Genomic DNA, 14,118 nt, shown 5'->3' on the forward strand with positions numbered 1-14,118 from the left:
GAAGGACGTGACGGAGTTGCCGGAGGCTATTCGGCGGAGAGGATCTGGAGAAGCTTCTCCGGCGCCCAGATGGCTTCCCGCAGCCGCCACTTCATGGTATCCACCTGGGAGAAGGCGTCGTCCTTGCCGAGTTTGCCGCTGCGGTAAAGAAGGCGGAGGTTTTTCCTTACCGCCTCAGCCGTAGCGAGGGCCCGCTCCCCCGTCGGGTCCGCCAGGTAAAAGCGCGAGTGTTCCACCCGGTTGAGGAAGTCGAAGACCGCCTCCTCCGCAAGCCCCAGGTACTCGGCACGGTCCTCTTCCTCAAGGACGTAGCTCGACGACTCCGAGAGGGATTTCAGCACCTGTTGCCATTTTTCGAGACGGCTCACCAGGAGGATCGAATTGAAGATCCGCTTGTTGGTCCCGAAGGAAAAGATGGTGTCCGAGAGGACGTTACGCAACAGCGCATCGTTCGCCTTGTAATTCTCCCGGGCCACCTGCTTCCCCGTTTCCCAGATCTCGCGCTCCACGAAGGTTTCGAACCGCATCTCCCAGTAGGCGTGCTTGAGGGTGAGCGCTGAGAAACTCCGCATTACCTTGAAGGGAACGAAATAGTTATGGGCCACCGTGTCGGCGGCGAGATGGGAAAGATAGCCGTAGGCGCAGGCCTTCTGGGGCGGGTTCCATGCATATTCCAGCACCTTCATGCCGATGCGCCAGCGATGGCAGTGCTGCAGGTAATGGGTGAACTTCTTGCCGAGGGTGATGTCCGCCGCGATGCAGCCGTAGAGGAAGTCATGGGGGAATTCGCCGATGACCGCGGCAATGGCCGGGTTGATCACCTGCAGGTTGTTGATGACTGCGGTCCCGATCTGGAGATGGATGCCGGCCCCCCACGCAAAAGCTTCGGTGGGAACGAATAATGCGGCCACGAGGACCGTTAGCGGAAGAATAAGCATATGTATAAAAATATTGGAGAGTTAGTGAAAAGTAAAGGGATTTGCCATGGGGCCCGATGACAGTTATTTCGAGACAATCGCATCCCTCAGGCGTTACCTGGAGGAATTGAAGGAGAGTGGAGTGGACGGGCTTCCGCTGTTACCGGAAGCGGGAGTTCCCGGCCCGGATTCCGTGGCACCGTCTCCTCTGTCTGGTACTGGTGCCGCCGACTCCCTCTCCATGGCTGAAGCGGCCGGGTCCGCGGCGGCAGTGCCGCTGCCGGGAGGGGAAACCCTCGGCGAGATCCGGAGCGATCTCGGCGAGTGCCGGCGCTGCGCCCTCGGTGCCGGGCGCACCACCCTTGTTTTCGGCGTCGGCAACCCGAAGGCGCGGCTTCTCTTTGTGGGGGAGGCCCCGGGGCGCGAAGAGGACCTCCGGGGGGAGCCGTTTGTGGGCGAGGCGGGACAGCTCCTGACCAGGATCATCAAGGCCATGGGTTTTGCGCGCGAGGAAGTCTACATCTGCAATGTCCTCAAGTGCCGGCCCCCGGGCAACCGCAATCCTCTCCCCGAGGAGGTCGAGGCCTGCAGCACGTTCATGCTGCGGCAGGTGAGGGCCATCGCTCCCGAGGCGATCGTTGCCCTCGGCACCTTCGCCGCCCAGGCCCTCCTCGGCACCAAGGAGCCGATATCGAAGCTTCGCGGGGTCTTCCACGATTACCACGGCATCCCCCTCATGCCGACATTCCATCCGGCGTTTCTTCTGCGTAACCCCGAGCGCAAGCGCGAGGTCTGGGAGGACATGAAGCAGGTCATGGGAAGACTGGGGATCGCGACAACACCGCACAAAGGCTGACGAAAGGTGCCTGCACCTATGTACGAACATCTCTATGATGAGCCGATGGTAGAGGGGGCGCCACTGCCGTTCGCCCTGCCGGGGTGGATCGCCTGCGCTCCCTTCGAGGAGTACCTGGGGATGACCATCGAGGAAGCGGCTGCCGGCCGGGCGGTTCTCTCCATGCCGTTTACCGTGAAGCTCGCCCAGGGGAAGGGGCTCATGCACGGCGGTGCCGTGACGGCACTGGCCGACACCGCGGTGGCGATGGCGATCAAGAGCATGCTGCCGGAGGGGACCCACTTCGTGACCACGGAGATGGCGCTCGTCTTCCACGCCCCGATTCGCGGGGGAAGGGTGAAGACGGTGGCGGCCGCACAGCGGGAAGATGAGCGGACGATCCGGGGGAGGGCCGAGGTCTTTGACGATAACGGGGTAAAGGCGGCGAGCTTCACGGCGCTGTTCCGGATAAAGGCCGGCCGGGTCTGACGAAGGAAGGAAGTGACGAAGCGCCGGGAAACGACGCCCGGATGCGGTGAGTTTAGTTTTCACCGGCGGCCGGGCGTTGGTGTTTCTGCGCTATCTGTGGCGCTAGGAGCCTGTCGGACCTAGGAATGAATCTACTGCGAGAACGGCAAATCGGTCCATATTTCCGGGAATTCTTGACGAATAGAACCACTATTCGCCTTCAAATTCCCGAAAATCTGTCCTCGATCTGCCATTCTCCCGCTACGATCCCCTAAGTCCGACAGGCTCCTAGAGCGGCATGCCGAGCCGCCGCATCTTCTCCACAAGGGTTGTGCGGTTCAGGTTCAGGAGCGCGGCGGCGCGGGCCTTTACCCCGTCGGAAAGAGCAAGGGCGTCGTTGATCATGCTCCGCTCAATCTCGGCGAGGGTCTTGACCAGATCGACCCCCTTTTCGGTGACGCGGGTGAGGGATTCTTCCCGAATGTTGGGGGGGAGGTCCTGGAGGGCTATGGTGTCACTCTCGGTCAGGGCCGCAACCCGCTCCATGAGGTTTTCGAGCTCCCGGACGTTTCCCGGCCACCGGTAGCTTTCAAGGGCTTCCAGACCATCCTTGGCCAGGGTCATGGGGCGGCGGTGCATCTCTTTGCAGAACTTGGCGAGGAAGTGCTTCGCCAGTGGCAGAATGTCCTCGACCCTATCCCGCAGAGGCGGCAGCGGCAGCGGGATGACGTTGAGCCGGTAGAAGAGGTCTTCCCGAAAGGTTCCCTTTCTTACCTCCTCGACCAGATTCAGGTTCGTGGCGGCAACGATCCGGACATCGATCTTTACGGGACGGGTGGAGCCGACACGCTCCACCTCCTGTTCCTGGAGCACCCTCAGGAGCTTGGTCTGGAGCTGCATTGCCATGGTGCCGATCTCGTCCAGGAAGATGGTCCCCTGGCTGGCCGCCTCGAACTTGCCGATCTTGTCCCGCACCGCCCCGGTGAAGGCCCCCTTCACGTAGCCGAAGAGTTCGCTTTCGAGGAGGTTTTCGGGAATGGCCCCGCAGTGAACGGCGACGAAAGGCTTGTCCCGGCGCTGACCGTTGAAGTGGATCGCCTTGGCGACGAGTTCCTTGCCGGTCCCCGATTCGCCCGTGATGAGCACGGTGGAGTCGGTCTTGACGATCCGCTTCATGAGCGCGAAGACCTGCTGCATCGACGGCGAGGCCCCAATGATGTTGGCGAACTCGAATTTGTCGCGCAGCTGTTTCTTGAGGTAGACGTTCTCCGTGAGGAGGCGGCGCTTCTCGACCGCCTTGCCGATGATGATCCTGAGTTCGTCGATGTTGAGGGGCTTTGTGATGTAGTCGAAGGCCCCTTCCTTCATGGCGCGAACGGCCGTTTCGGCGGAGGCGTGCCCGGTGATGAGGATCACCTCGGTCAGAGGAGAGTCTTCCTTCACCTTCTTGAGGATGTCGATGCCGTTGGTGTCGGGAAGGAACAGGTCGGTGATGATAATGTCGAACTTTTCCCTGGCGAGCAACTGGAACCCCTCTGCCCCCGACGCGACACTCCTTATGTGGTGGCCCGCTGCCTTGAGAAGAAGGGTAAGGGCCTCTCGTCCCGCCTCTTCGTCGTCGATGAGAAGGATCTTTGTCCGTTCTTTCATGAAAACCCTCCGCTTGGCCAGAAAATAGCATTAATAGACCGGTTTTGGCAAGGTTCCTCTCCCGTTTGTCTTTGCAATCGAGGCAGCCCTTTGCTAGTATAAACCGGTTTATGAAGATCAAACGTCTCGAAATATCAGGGTTCAAATCGTTTGTCGACCGGGCGTCGCTCGATTTTCAGCAGGGGGTCACCGGGATCGTCGGTCCCAACGGCTGCGGAAAGTCCAACGTGGTCGACGCCATCCGCTGGGTCATGGGAGAACAGTCGGCCAAGAACCTCCGGGGACGGTCGATGGAGGATATTATCTTTGGTGGAAGCGAGTTCCGCAAGCCGGTCGGCATGGCCGAGGTCTCCATGGTCTTCTCCACCGAAGACGGCCGGGTTCCGGCAAAGTACCTGAACTACAGCGAGATTCAGGTGACGCGCCGTCTCTATCGTGACGGTGAGAGCGAGTATTTCCTCAACAAGACCCCCTGCCGGTTGATGGATATCACCGAGCTGTTCATGGATACCGGCGTCGGCGCCCGGGCCTACTCCATCATAGAGCAGGGAAAGATCGGGATGATCCTCCACTCCAAGCCCGAGGAACGGCGCTTTCTCATCGAAGAGGCGGCCGGGGTCACCAAGTTCAAGGCCAAGAAGCAGATTGCCCTCAAGAAGATCGACGTCACCCGGCAGAACCTTCTGCGGATCGGCGACATCCTCGCCGAAATCAAGCGCCAGCTCAACTCCCTCCAGCGGCAGGCGAAAAAGGCCGAAAAGTTCAGGGAGTATCGGGAGGAGCTGAAGGAAATAGAGATCGTCGCCACCGTCCGGCACTTTGTCTCCCTCGATGCCGAGAAGGAGCGGGTCGAGGAGTTGCTCCGAAGCGCCGTATCCCGGGAGGGGGAGCTCGCGGCCGATCTCGGCCGGCGGGATCTTCTCCTGGAGGAGAGACGCATTTCCCTCATCGAGCGTGAGCGGGGGGTTGCCGAGGCCCAGGAAGAGATCTTCAGTCGCAAGAGTGCGGTGCAATCATCTGAGAGTCGCATCGAGTTCCAGCGCAAGGAGCTTGCTGCCCTGGAGCGCCAGGAGGAACGTCTCGCCACCGAGTTGGCCGCTCTCGAAGGGGAGGTGGCCGCCTCCGAGGAGGAGCAGAAGCGCCTGCTGGAGCAGAGCGGAGCCTTTGCCGTCGAGGCTGCCGGTGAAGAGGAGAACCTGCAGACCCGGGAGAAGGAGCTCGAAGAGATTGTCGATGGCGAGCGGGAACTCGCCTCTTCCCTGGAAGAGGTCCGGCGCGAGCTCTTCTCCGTCCTTTCCGAGGTGACCCAGCTCAACAACCAGCGCAGCACCGCAGCACGGCACCTGGAAAGCCTGGCGGAGCGCGCCGAACGGAACCGTCGCGAGGGGACCCTTCTCCAGGAGCGGCTTGTCGAGAGTTCCGGCCGGGCCCACGAGCTCGAAGGGGCGGTCGGCGCCCTTTCCGGCCGCAAGGGGGAGCTTCAGGAGCGGATTCCGGTTCTTGCTCGCCGGGAAGATGAGCTCAAGGCCCGTCTCGCCGATCTCGAACGGGAGCTGGCCGGGCGGCGCGAGGAGCTCTCCCGTGTTTCTTCGCGTCTGCACTCGCTGCAGGAACTGGAAGCCCAGTTTGCCGGTTACGGCCAGGGGGTGCGGAATCTCCTTCTCGCCGAGCGTTTCTCGGGGCGGTTCGGGGGGGTCCTGGCCGACGTCGTGGAGACGGAAGGTGAGTTCGAAGCAGCCCTGGAAGCGGTTCTTGCCGAGCGCCTTCAGTATGTCCTATGCGGAGGCGATGCCGATGCCCTGGAAGCGGTGGCGTTTCTGCGGGAGAGCGGCGGTGGACGCTGTGCCCTCGTCGCCGCTCCTCTCGTGCCGGTCGACCGTCCGGCCCCCCTCCCCGATACCGTGCCGCTTCTGTCGCGGGTGGCCATAAGTGAGCCGTGGCGCGGGGCGGTGGAACCTCTTCTGTACGACGTCTATCTGGCCGAAGATCTGGCAGATGCCGTTTCGAGCTCCCGGCGCTTTCCCCGGTGCATGTTCGTCACGCTGCACGGCGACCTGGCATATGGTGGCGGGGTTGTGCACGGCGGTTCGACCGAGGGTGCGGGGCAGGGGCTCGTCCACAAGAAGCGGGAAATCCGTGAGCTTTCGGGGACGACCGAACGGCTGGCCTCCCGGGTCCGGCAATTGGAGGGCGAGCGCAACGGGTTGCGCGAGGAGCGGGCGCGCGGCGAAGAGGAACTGCACGATCTGAGACAGGAGCTTCATCAGACCGATCTGCAGCTCGTGAATGCGGATAAGGATCTGCAGCGGGTCCGCGAGGAGTGTCAGCGGATCGAGGAGCGGATTGCGGTCGCCGGCATGGAAGACGATCAGCTCCGGGAGGAGCGGGATAGCCTTGAAGCCGAGATGGCCGATGCCGACAGCCGCCGCTGCGCCCGGGACGAGCGGAAGGTGGTGCTTGAAGAGGAACTCGCCCGGCTCCAGGAGAGTCTTGCGGTCCGCAAACGGCAGATAGATTCCGCCCGTGAGGCGGTTACTTCCCTCAAGGTTCGCAGTGCGCAGCTCCGGGAGAAGAAAGAGGCGGCAAACCGCGCCATGAGACGAACCGAGGAGCTTCTCGGCGACCTGCGGATGCGGATCGAGCGTCATCGGCGCGAGCGGGAGGTCTGCGGCACCGAGCGGGAACGGGTGGCGGCCGCGCTCGCGGCGGGCGAGGAGGAGCTCAAGTCGCTTCTTGCCGACCATGCCGAGGCGGAGGTCGCCTGTGCGGCAGTGAAGCGGGAGTTCGAGGCGCAGGCGGAACTGCTCCGCTCCGAGGAGGGGAGCCTTCGGGAGCTGCGCACGAGTTGCGAGGAGGCGAAGGGACTTGTTTCCGGCCATAAGCTGAGACTCTCCGAGCTGACCCTTGAGCTAAACCACCTCGTGACCTCTCTTGCCGACAAGTACCGGCTGGAGCTCCAACCGCTCCTCGACAGATATGCCGACCACCCCTTCGACGCGGATGTGGCCGGCCGGAGGCAGGCAGAGCTTGCCCGCCTCATCGACGAAATGGGGGAGGTAAATCTTACCGCCATCGAGGAATACCGGGAGCTGGAAGAGCGCTTTACCTTCCTGTCGGGGCAGAAGGATGACCTGGAGGAGTCGCTTCATGCTCTCCAGCAGGCAATTCAGAGGATCAACCGGACTACGCGCAAGCGGTTTCTGGAGACCTTCCATCAGGTAAACGAGAAATTTCAGGAGGTCTTTCCGCGTCTCTTCTGCGGTGGGCGGGCCGAGCTCAAGCTGACCAACGAGGAGGATCTCCTGGAAACCGGGATTGACATCATCGTCCAGCCCCCCGGCAAAAAGCTCCAGAATGTGACGCTCCTCTCCGGTGGAGAGAAGGCTCTCACGGCCGTAGCACTCATTTTTTCCATCTTCCTGATCAAGCCGTCCCCCTTCTGCCTTCTCGACGAGGTGGATGCGCCGCTCGATGATGCCAATATCGGGCGGTTCAATGATATGGTCCGGGAGATGAGCGAAATATCGCAGTTCATCATCATCACTCACAACAAGGCGACCATGGCGGTTGCCGACACCCTCTACGGGGTCACCATGGAGGAACCGGGTGTCTCCAAGCTTGTTTCCGTCAAACTGAACTGAGGAGAGTGCATCAGTGCCATTCAAAGCGATTCTGGCTGACCTCGTTGAGTCGGTCCCCGGCGCGACCGGTGCGATACTGGCCGACTGGGAAGGGGAAGCGGTGGAGCAAACCGCTCTCCATGACGACTTCGAGCTCAAGGTTGTCGGTGCCCACAAGGGGATCATACTTAACCAGATGAAGGATCTGCAGAGCAAGCTTTCCGGTGATACCGTAAGGGATGCCATAATCACCACCGCGCACCAGCACGTAATCGTGGGTGCAGTGGGGAAGGATTACTCGCTGGTCATGACGCTGGTCCGCGAGGCGATTCCCGCAAGGGCGCTCTTCAGGTTCCGGCAGACGATTGAGCTCTTGGCGAAGGAGATATACTGATGTTGGAGGAAAAAAAAGGTTTTTTCAAGGGACTCTGGGGAAAACTCGCCGGAGGTGGCGAAAACGGAGAAGGCGCATCGCCGCCGCTGCAAGCAGAGTCCCTTCCGCCATCCCCTCAGGGCGAAGGTGAACTCCCCGAGGCCGGTTTCTTTGAACGTCTCAAACAGGGACTGAGCAAGACCCGTGACAGCCTCGTGGGACGAATCGACCGCTTGGTTTTCGGGAAGAAGGAGATCGACGCTGATACGCTGGAGGAGTTAGAAGAGATCCTGATCACGGCGGATCTCGGCGTGCAGACCACGGTGGATCTGATCCGAACACTGGAGCAGCGCCTTTCCCGCAACGAGCTCAAGGATGGCGCCGCCCTCAAGGAGGCCCTCAAGGAAGAGATTCTGAAGCGTGTCGCCCGCGAGGCCGCACCCCTCGACATAACCACGGCGACTCCTTTCGTCATCATGGTGATCGGCGTGAACGGCGTCGGAAAAACCACCACCATCGGTAAACTTGCGGCCCGGTACACACAGGAGGGGAAGAAGGTCGTTCTGGTCGCGGGGGACACATTTCGGGCCGCGGCAGCAGAGCAGTTGCAGGCTTGGGGTGAGCGGGCCGGTGTGGACGTAGTCCGCCACCAGGAGGGGGCCGACCCGTCGGCGGTTGTATTCGATGGTATCAAGGCCGCCGTCGCGCGTAAGGCCGACATACTGATTGTCGACACGGCGGGGCGGCTCCACACCAAGGTGAACCTCATGGAGGAGCTGAAAAAGGTCCGTCGCATCATGTCCCGAGAACTCCCAGGTGCCCCCCACGAGACATTGCTTGTTCTGGACGCGGCCACGGGACAGAACGCCATTTCACAGGCCAAGCTCTTCAAGGAGGCGGCCGAAGTTACCGGTATTGCACTGACCAAGCTTGATGGTACCGCGAAGGGAGGGATCGTTGTGGCGATCTGCAACGAGTTTCGGATCCCCGTCCGCTACATAGGTGTAGGAGAGGGGGTCGAGGACCTTCGAGACTTTGATCCCGCCCAGTTTGTGGAGGCGCTTTTCCAATAATGCCTTGACTTAAGGGGGGGGCTGAAATATTATTTGATTCCAAAAAAAGGTGCTCCATGGATAAGGAATTGTTTGCCGCCCTTGAGGGCCGTATAGAAGCGCTTATCGAAAAACATGCCTCGCTGAAGCACGAAAATGAGATTCTGCGGGAGGAAAACAGTCGGCTTGTTCGTGAGCGCGACGGCATAAAGGAAAGGATTGACCGTATCCTCAACAAGCTTGAGGGGATCTGACGACCATGAAGTCGTCTCATCGCATCAAGGTGCTCGGCAAAGAGATAACGGTCAGAAGCACCGCTTCCCCCGAGCAGGTGCAGAAAATCGAATCCCTCGTGAATATGAAGGTGGCCGAAGCCCAGGCTTCGGTGCCGGTAGGCGATCCTCAGATACCGATTATCCTTGCGCTCATGAATCTGGCGGAAGGGTATCTCTCTCTCGCGCAGGAAATGGAAGAGCGGAAGCGCCTTGAGCTAGATGTGGTAGGCCGGTTGGGTAAGCGGATCGACAGTGTATTGCTGTAACATAGGCTGGAATCCCATCGGTGTTGCAGTTTGCTACAGTCTCCTTCGGGAGATTTAACCATAGAGCGGTCTGGAAGGTTTGTTCAGTGCCTACAGGCGAGTTTGCGTTGCGAGTGAAAGCAGGCTCGGCTGTCTGCCGATAACATCTGCAGAATTCATCCAAACGGAAAGGGTAAATCTGTCGCCGTAACGAAACAGCCGTCACGTCAAATCCGTTACCCTTGAGCCGGTCCCTTTTCTGCAGCGCAAGCATTTCACCCCTTCCGGATCCCCCCTGCGGCGGGTAGTCCCCGCTCTATGTGGCCCATCGTGGCTTCGTTCGTCCTTAACCTTCTATGCCTAAAAGAGCCCTGAGGCAGTATCTGATTGCCAGGCGCAAGTCTTTACCTGTCTGCGAGGCACAGTGCGCGGGCCAGCGTGTTCAGCGAGCGTTCATGGCGACCCCGGAGTTTGATTCGGCCCGGAGAATTATCCTGTATTCGCCGATACATGGCGAAGTGGATACACGGGAGGTCATGGAGACTTCCTGGGCTGGAGGCAAGGACGTGTATCTCCCCGCGGTTTGTGGTGCAGAGCTGCGTTTTACAAGGGTTACCGCCGAGGACAATTGCAGAAGAGGGGCTTTCGGAATTCTCGAACCATGCCCGACTGGCGATGTGTTGTTGCCGGAACTGGCCGATGTCATCGTAGTGCCTGGGGTAGCTTTCGATCTCTCGGGCAGACGAATCGGTTATGGCAAGGGATTCTATGACCGGGCACTTCACCGGTTGGAAGGGCAGGGAAGGTTCGTCGGCTTTTGTTACGATTTTCAGCTGGTCGACGAAATTGCCGGTGAACCTCACGATGTGGCCGTAGACGTAATTATTACCGACAGGCGTATGATTCGCCCGTCCGTTACCAATAGATCAGAGGAGGTACAGGGAAATTGAAGATAGAAATCGCCATTATCCTTATTCTTGCCGCTGCGGGAGCAGGTTTTTTTATCGGCAACATGCTGCGTCGGAAGCTTTCCGACTCTCTTGTCAGCAAAGCGGAGGAGCTTGCATCCAAGATAGTCGACGACGCAAAACGTGAAGCGGAAACCATCACCAAGGAAGCCGAACTGCAGGCCAAGGATGCGATCTATCAGTCAAAAGCCGAGGCCGAGCGGGAGTCCAAGGAGAAACGCAAGGATCTCCAGGCCCTCGAAAAGCGGCTTCAGCAGAAGGAAGAAAATCTCGATAAGAAAATGCTTCTTTTTGATCAGCGCGACGCCGATTTGACCAAGAAGGAGCAGTCGCTTCTTAACCGCGAGCAAATGCTGGTGCAGAAAGAAGAGAGGCTCGATGGGCTGATCGCGGAACAGCGGAGCAAGCTGGAGAGCATTTCCGGCATGACCTCTGCCGAAGCCAAGAAGGTCCTGATGGACAACCTGGAAAGCGAGGCGAAACTTGATGCAGCCAAGCGCATAAAGGCCATCGAGGAGGAGGCCCGCGAGATCGCCGACAAGAAGTCCAAAGAGATTATCTCCCTTGCCATTCAACGCTATGCCGGTGAATATGTCGCGGAAAAGACGGTTTCCGTCGTCGCACTTCCCTCTGATGAGATGAAGGGGAGGATTATTGGCAGGGAGGGGCGCAACATCCGTGCCCTGGAAGCGGCAACCGGCATCGATCTCATTATCGATGACACGCCGGAGGCGGTCATCCTCTCAGGCTTCAATCCCATCCGGCGCGAGGTAGCGAAGATCGCACTCGAAAAGCTGATTGCCGACGGGCGTATTCACCCGGGCCGCATTGAGGAGGTAGTGGCTAAGGCCGAAGAGGAGGTTGAGCTGGCCATCAAAGAGGCTGGTGATCAGGCCGCCTTCGATCTTGGTGTACATGGAATCCATCCGGAGATTTTGAAGCTGATCGGTCGCCTCCGGTACCGTACCTCCTACAGTCAGAACGTGTATCAGCACTCGCTCGAAGTGGCGTTTCTCTGCGGCATCATGGCGTCGGAGCTCGGGATTAACGTCAAGCAGGCAAAACGCGCAGGTCTTCTCCATGACCTCGGCAAGGCGGTCGACCACGAGGTGGAGGGATCCCATGCCGTTATCGGTGCAGATCTGGCAAGGAAGTATGGCGAATCTCCGAAGATTGTCCATGCAATTATGGCACACCATGAAGATGAAAAACCGTCGTCGGTGCTCGCAGTGCTTGTACAAGCCGCGGATGCGCTCTCCGGAGCACGTCCCGGTGCGCGTCGGGAAATGATGGAGACATACGTAAAACGTCTGGATGATCTCGAAAGAATAGCGGGGTCGTTCACCGGGGTTAATAATTCATTCGCCATTCAGGCCGGCCGTGAAATCCGTGTCATGGTTTCGAGCGACGAAGTTAACGATGAGCGGGCAGTCCTCCTCGCAAAGGATATCGCCAAGAAAATAGAGGCTGAAATGACATACCCCGGGCAGATCAAGGTGAATGTCATCAGGGAAACCCGGGCGATCGAATATGCCCGTTAAGATCCTTTTTGTAGGAGACATCGTGGGAGCACCGGGCAGAGAGGCCCTCTCCCGCGAACTCCATCGCCTGGTCGACCATCATTGTGTTGATCTTGCCATTGCGAACGGCGAGAACGCTGCCGGAGGTTTTGGTCTCACCGAGGATACCGCACGGGAACTTTTTGCCCTCGGGATAGATGTACTTACGAGCGGGAATAACATCTGGGACAAGAAGGATGCACTCCCTTTCATCAGGCGGGAAGAGCGCCTCGTTCGTCCTGCAAACTACCCCCCTGGTACTGCAGGAAAGGGTAGCGTCGTCGCCCGTACCGCAGGGGGGGTAAAAGTAGGCATCCTCAATCTCGAAGGGCGCGTCTTCATGAGCAATCTCGATTGTCCGTTCAGGGTTGCGGACCGTGAGATTGAACTGCTCCGTGAGCAGACGGGAGTAATTATCGTCGACTTTCATGCCGAAGCCACATCGGAAAAGATGGCACTCGGGTGGTATCTCGACGGGCGCGTAAGCGCCGTATTGGGGACGCACACGCACGTGCAGACCGCTGACGAAAGAATCCTTGCGGCCGGGACCGCATATCTCACGGACGCGGGCATGACCGGGAGCTTCGATTCAGTCATCGGAATAAAGAAGGAACTTGCGATTGAAAAGTTTGTGACGCTCATGCCGACCCGATTCGAGGTGGCCAAGAAAGACCTTCGCCTGAACGGTGCGGTGATCGAGATTGATGAGACAAGCGGCAAGGCGCTCGGTATTGAGCGTATCTCACTCTTGTGTTCCTGAGGAGAGAAATGGTTATGTCTGTTGCAGAGCAGATGATGGTTGTTAAGCGGGGTGCGGTTGAAATTCTCCTCGAAAAAGAATTGAAGGAAAAGCTTGCCAAGTCCGTAAGGACGGGTATTCCCCTCAAGATAAAGGCCGGCTTTGATCCGACCGCGCCGGACCTTCATTTGGGGCATACGGTTCTTCTCCATAAAATGCGTCAGTTTCAGCAGCTTGGGCACGAAGTGTATTTCTTGATCGGTGACTTCACCGGGATGATTGGTGACCCGACCGGAAAGTCGGAAACCCGCAAGGCACTCACCCGTGAAGATGTCCTGCGTAACGCTGAAACCTACAAAGAGCAGGTTTTCAAGATCCTCGATCCCGAAAGAACTAAGGTCGTCTTCAATTCCCAATGGCTTGGAGCTCTTTCGGCAACGGACATGATTGGACTTGCTGCAAAATATACCGTAGCACGGATGCTAGAACGTGATGATTTTGGCAAGCGCTTTGCGACCCAGCTTCCCATCAGCATCCATGAATTTCTCTATCCACTCATTCAGGGATACGATTCCGTGGCCATGAAGGCCGACGTTGAACTTGGCGGTACCGATCAGAAGTTCAACCTACTCGTGGGGCGGGAACTTCAACGAGAGTGGGGGCAGGAGCCTCAAACCGTCATCACAATGCCGCTTCTAGAGGGGCTGGACGGCGTAAATAAGATGAGCAAGTCGCTTGGTAATTATATCGGCATCAACGAGCCGGCCGACGAGATATTTGGAAAGATAATGTCGATCTCTGACGAGCTGATGCTTCGCTATTATGAACTTCTCAGCGATATGACACTGAGCGAACTGGACGGGCTCAAGGCTGGCATCAGGGAGGGGGTGGTGCACCCCATGGAGGCGAAAAAACGGCTCGGAAGGGAGATAGTTGCTCGCTATCATGGCTCTGCCGCCGCAGTGTCGGCAGAAGAGAATTTTGTGAAGCGGTTCCGCGACAACCAAGTGCCCGACGAGTTGCCGGAAGTATGCATCAATGCGGTCACGGATTTGAATGAAGCAAAAGTGCCTCTCTGCAGACTCTTGGCTATGACATTACTGGTCAAGTCAAATGGCGAAGGACGCCGGGCGATACAGCAAGGAGGGGTTAAGGTCAATGGGGAGCGCGTAGCTGACGATTCAGCGGAAGTATCTTGTACTGGTGAGTACGTACTTCAGGTTGGAAAGCGTCGCTTTGTTAGGGTGAAATTTGTGTAATTTTTAATCTTTTTCCTCCTTGACCCTCACGGGACGATTTGTTATAAACACACCTCCCTGACGCAGGAGGGGGAGTTGAGAAGAAAGAGGCGTCCCCTTGAAAAAAACAATTGACAGGGTAATCTGGTTGATGTAGATTGCGAAGTCTGCTGCGAGAG

13 protein-coding genes are annotated in these 14,118 nt (G+C 58.6%); 11 read left to right on the forward strand and 2 right to left on the reverse strand.

Annotated features, from left to right (window positions below):
- Positions 1-26: 26 nt before the first annotated feature.
- Entirely contained in the window at positions 27-938 is a 912-nt protein-coding gene (locus tag M6689_RS06345) for a zinc dependent phospholipase C family protein (protein ID WP_298269203.1), read from the reverse strand.
- 46 nt (positions 939-984) lie between these two features.
- Here M6689_RS06345 and M6689_RS06350 point away from each other — a divergent pair, with 46 nt between their 5' ends.
- Both M6689_RS06350 and M6689_RS06355 read left to right on the forward strand, forming a co-directional pair.
- Positions 985-1,773 carry a uracil-DNA glycosylase gene (locus tag M6689_RS06350; RefSeq protein WP_298269205.1) on the forward strand — a complete coding sequence of 263 codons (789 nt, stop codon included), beginning with the start codon at positions 985-987 and terminating at the stop codon, positions 1,771-1,773.
- A gap of 18 nt (positions 1,774-1,791) precedes the next feature.
- The gene (locus M6689_RS06355) at positions 1,792-2,241 is read left to right on the forward strand and encodes a PaaI family thioesterase (RefSeq protein ID WP_298269208.1); all 450 of its coding nucleotides are present in this window, start codon (positions 1,792-1,794) and stop codon (positions 2,239-2,241) included.
- A 267-nt stretch (positions 2,242-2,508) separates the two neighbouring features.
- Here the strand turns inward: M6689_RS06355 and M6689_RS06360 are convergent, their stop codons facing one another.
- Positions 2,509-3,870 (reverse strand): sigma-54 dependent transcriptional regulator, encoded by a 1,362-nt coding sequence (locus tag M6689_RS06360; protein ID WP_298269211.1) that lies wholly within the window; start codon positions 3,868-3,870, stop codon positions 2,509-2,511.
- A 110-nt stretch (positions 3,871-3,980) separates the two neighbouring features.
- Here M6689_RS06360 and smc point away from each other — a divergent pair, with 110 nt between their 5' ends.
- The 9 genes from smc to tyrS all read left to right on the forward strand — a co-directional run bounded on the left by smc (position 3,981) and on the right by tyrS (position 13,960).
- Entirely contained in the window at positions 3,981-7,511 is a 3,531-nt protein-coding gene (smc, locus tag M6689_RS06365; protein WP_298269212.1) for a chromosome segregation protein SMC, read from the forward strand.
- A 13-nt stretch (positions 7,512-7,524) separates the two neighbouring features.
- Positions 7,525-7,884, forward strand: a complete 360-nt coding sequence (locus M6689_RS06370; protein ID WP_298269215.1) for a roadblock/LC7 domain-containing protein — start codon at positions 7,525-7,527, stop codon at positions 7,882-7,884.
- Entirely contained in the window at positions 7,884-8,936 is a 1,053-nt protein-coding gene (ftsY, locus tag M6689_RS06375; RefSeq protein WP_298269219.1) for a signal recognition particle-docking protein FtsY, read from the forward strand. The genes M6689_RS06370 and ftsY overlap by 1 nt, the downstream gene beginning before the upstream one ends.
- A 56-nt stretch (positions 8,937-8,992) precedes the next feature.
- Positions 8,993-9,169 (forward strand): cell division protein ZapB, encoded by a 177-nt coding sequence (zapB, locus tag M6689_RS06380; RefSeq protein WP_298269222.1) that lies wholly within the window; start codon positions 8,993-8,995, stop codon positions 9,167-9,169.
- Positions 9,170-9,174: 5 nt separating this feature from the next.
- Positions 9,175-9,456: a cell division protein ZapA gene (locus tag M6689_RS06385; RefSeq protein ID WP_298269224.1), complete on the forward strand. Its 282-nt coding sequence runs from the start codon at positions 9,175-9,177 to the stop codon at positions 9,454-9,456.
- Between the two features lie 335 nt (positions 9,457-9,791).
- Positions 9,792-10,385: a 5-formyltetrahydrofolate cyclo-ligase gene (locus tag M6689_RS06390; RefSeq protein ID WP_298269227.1), complete on the forward strand. Its 594-nt coding sequence runs from the start codon at positions 9,792-9,794 to the stop codon at positions 10,383-10,385.
- On the forward strand, positions 10,382-11,944 hold the full coding sequence (gene rny, locus M6689_RS06395; protein WP_298269229.1) for a ribonuclease Y: 1,563 nt from the start codon (positions 10,382-10,384) through the stop codon (positions 11,942-11,944). The genes M6689_RS06390 and rny overlap by 4 nt, the downstream gene beginning before the upstream one ends.
- On the forward strand, positions 11,934-12,722 hold the full coding sequence (locus M6689_RS06400; protein WP_298269231.1) for a TIGR00282 family metallophosphoesterase: 789 nt from the start codon (positions 11,934-11,936) through the stop codon (positions 12,720-12,722). Before rny ends, M6689_RS06400 begins: the two co-directional genes overlap by 11 nt.
- Positions 12,723-12,736: 14 nt before the next feature.
- On the forward strand, positions 12,737-13,960 hold the full coding sequence (gene tyrS / locus M6689_RS06405) for a tyrosine--tRNA ligase (RefSeq protein WP_298269234.1): 1,224 nt from the start codon (positions 12,737-12,739) through the stop codon (positions 13,958-13,960).
- Positions 13,961-14,118 lie beyond the last annotated feature (158 nt).

The organism is Geobacter sp. (genome assembly GCF_027327745.1).
In the GTDB taxonomy this organism is placed as follows: domain Bacteria; phylum Desulfobacterota; class Desulfuromonadia; order Geobacterales; family Geobacteraceae; genus Geobacter.

Excerpts from the sequence above, each read along its gene's own strand:
- M6689_RS06345 (WP_298269203.1), bottom strand. The coding sequence starts at position 938 with ATGCTTATTCTTCCGCTAACGGTCCTCGTGGCCGCATTATTCGTTCCC.
- M6689_RS06350 (WP_298269205.1), top strand. The coding sequence starts at position 985 with ATGGGGCCCGATGACAGTTATTTCGAGACAATCGCATCCCTCAGGCGT.
- M6689_RS06355 (WP_298269208.1), top strand. The coding sequence starts at position 1,792 with ATGTACGAACATCTCTATGATGAGCCGATGGTAGAGGGGGCGCCACTG.
- M6689_RS06360 (WP_298269211.1), bottom strand. The coding sequence starts at position 3,870 with ATGAAAGAACGGACAAAGATCCTTCTCATCGACGACGAAGAGGCGGGA.
- smc (WP_298269212.1), top strand. The coding sequence starts at position 3,981 with ATGAAGATCAAACGTCTCGAAATATCAGGGTTCAAATCGTTTGTCGAC.
- ftsY (WP_298269219.1), top strand. The coding sequence starts at position 7,884 with ATGTTGGAGGAAAAAAAAGGTTTTTTCAAGGGACTCTGGGGAAAACTC.
- zapB (WP_298269222.1), top strand. The coding sequence starts at position 8,993 with ATGGATAAGGAATTGTTTGCCGCCCTTGAGGGCCGTATAGAAGCGCTT.
- M6689_RS06385 (WP_298269224.1), top strand. The coding sequence starts at position 9,175 with ATGAAGTCGTCTCATCGCATCAAGGTGCTCGGCAAAGAGATAACGGTC.
- M6689_RS06390 (WP_298269227.1), top strand. The coding sequence starts at position 9,792 with ATGCCTAAAAGAGCCCTGAGGCAGTATCTGATTGCCAGGCGCAAGTCT.
- M6689_RS06400 (WP_298269231.1), top strand. The coding sequence starts at position 11,934 with ATGCCCGTTAAGATCCTTTTTGTAGGAGACATCGTGGGAGCACCGGGC.
- tyrS (WP_298269234.1), top strand. The coding sequence starts at position 12,737 with ATGTCTGTTGCAGAGCAGATGATGGTTGTTAAGCGGGGTGCGGTTGAA.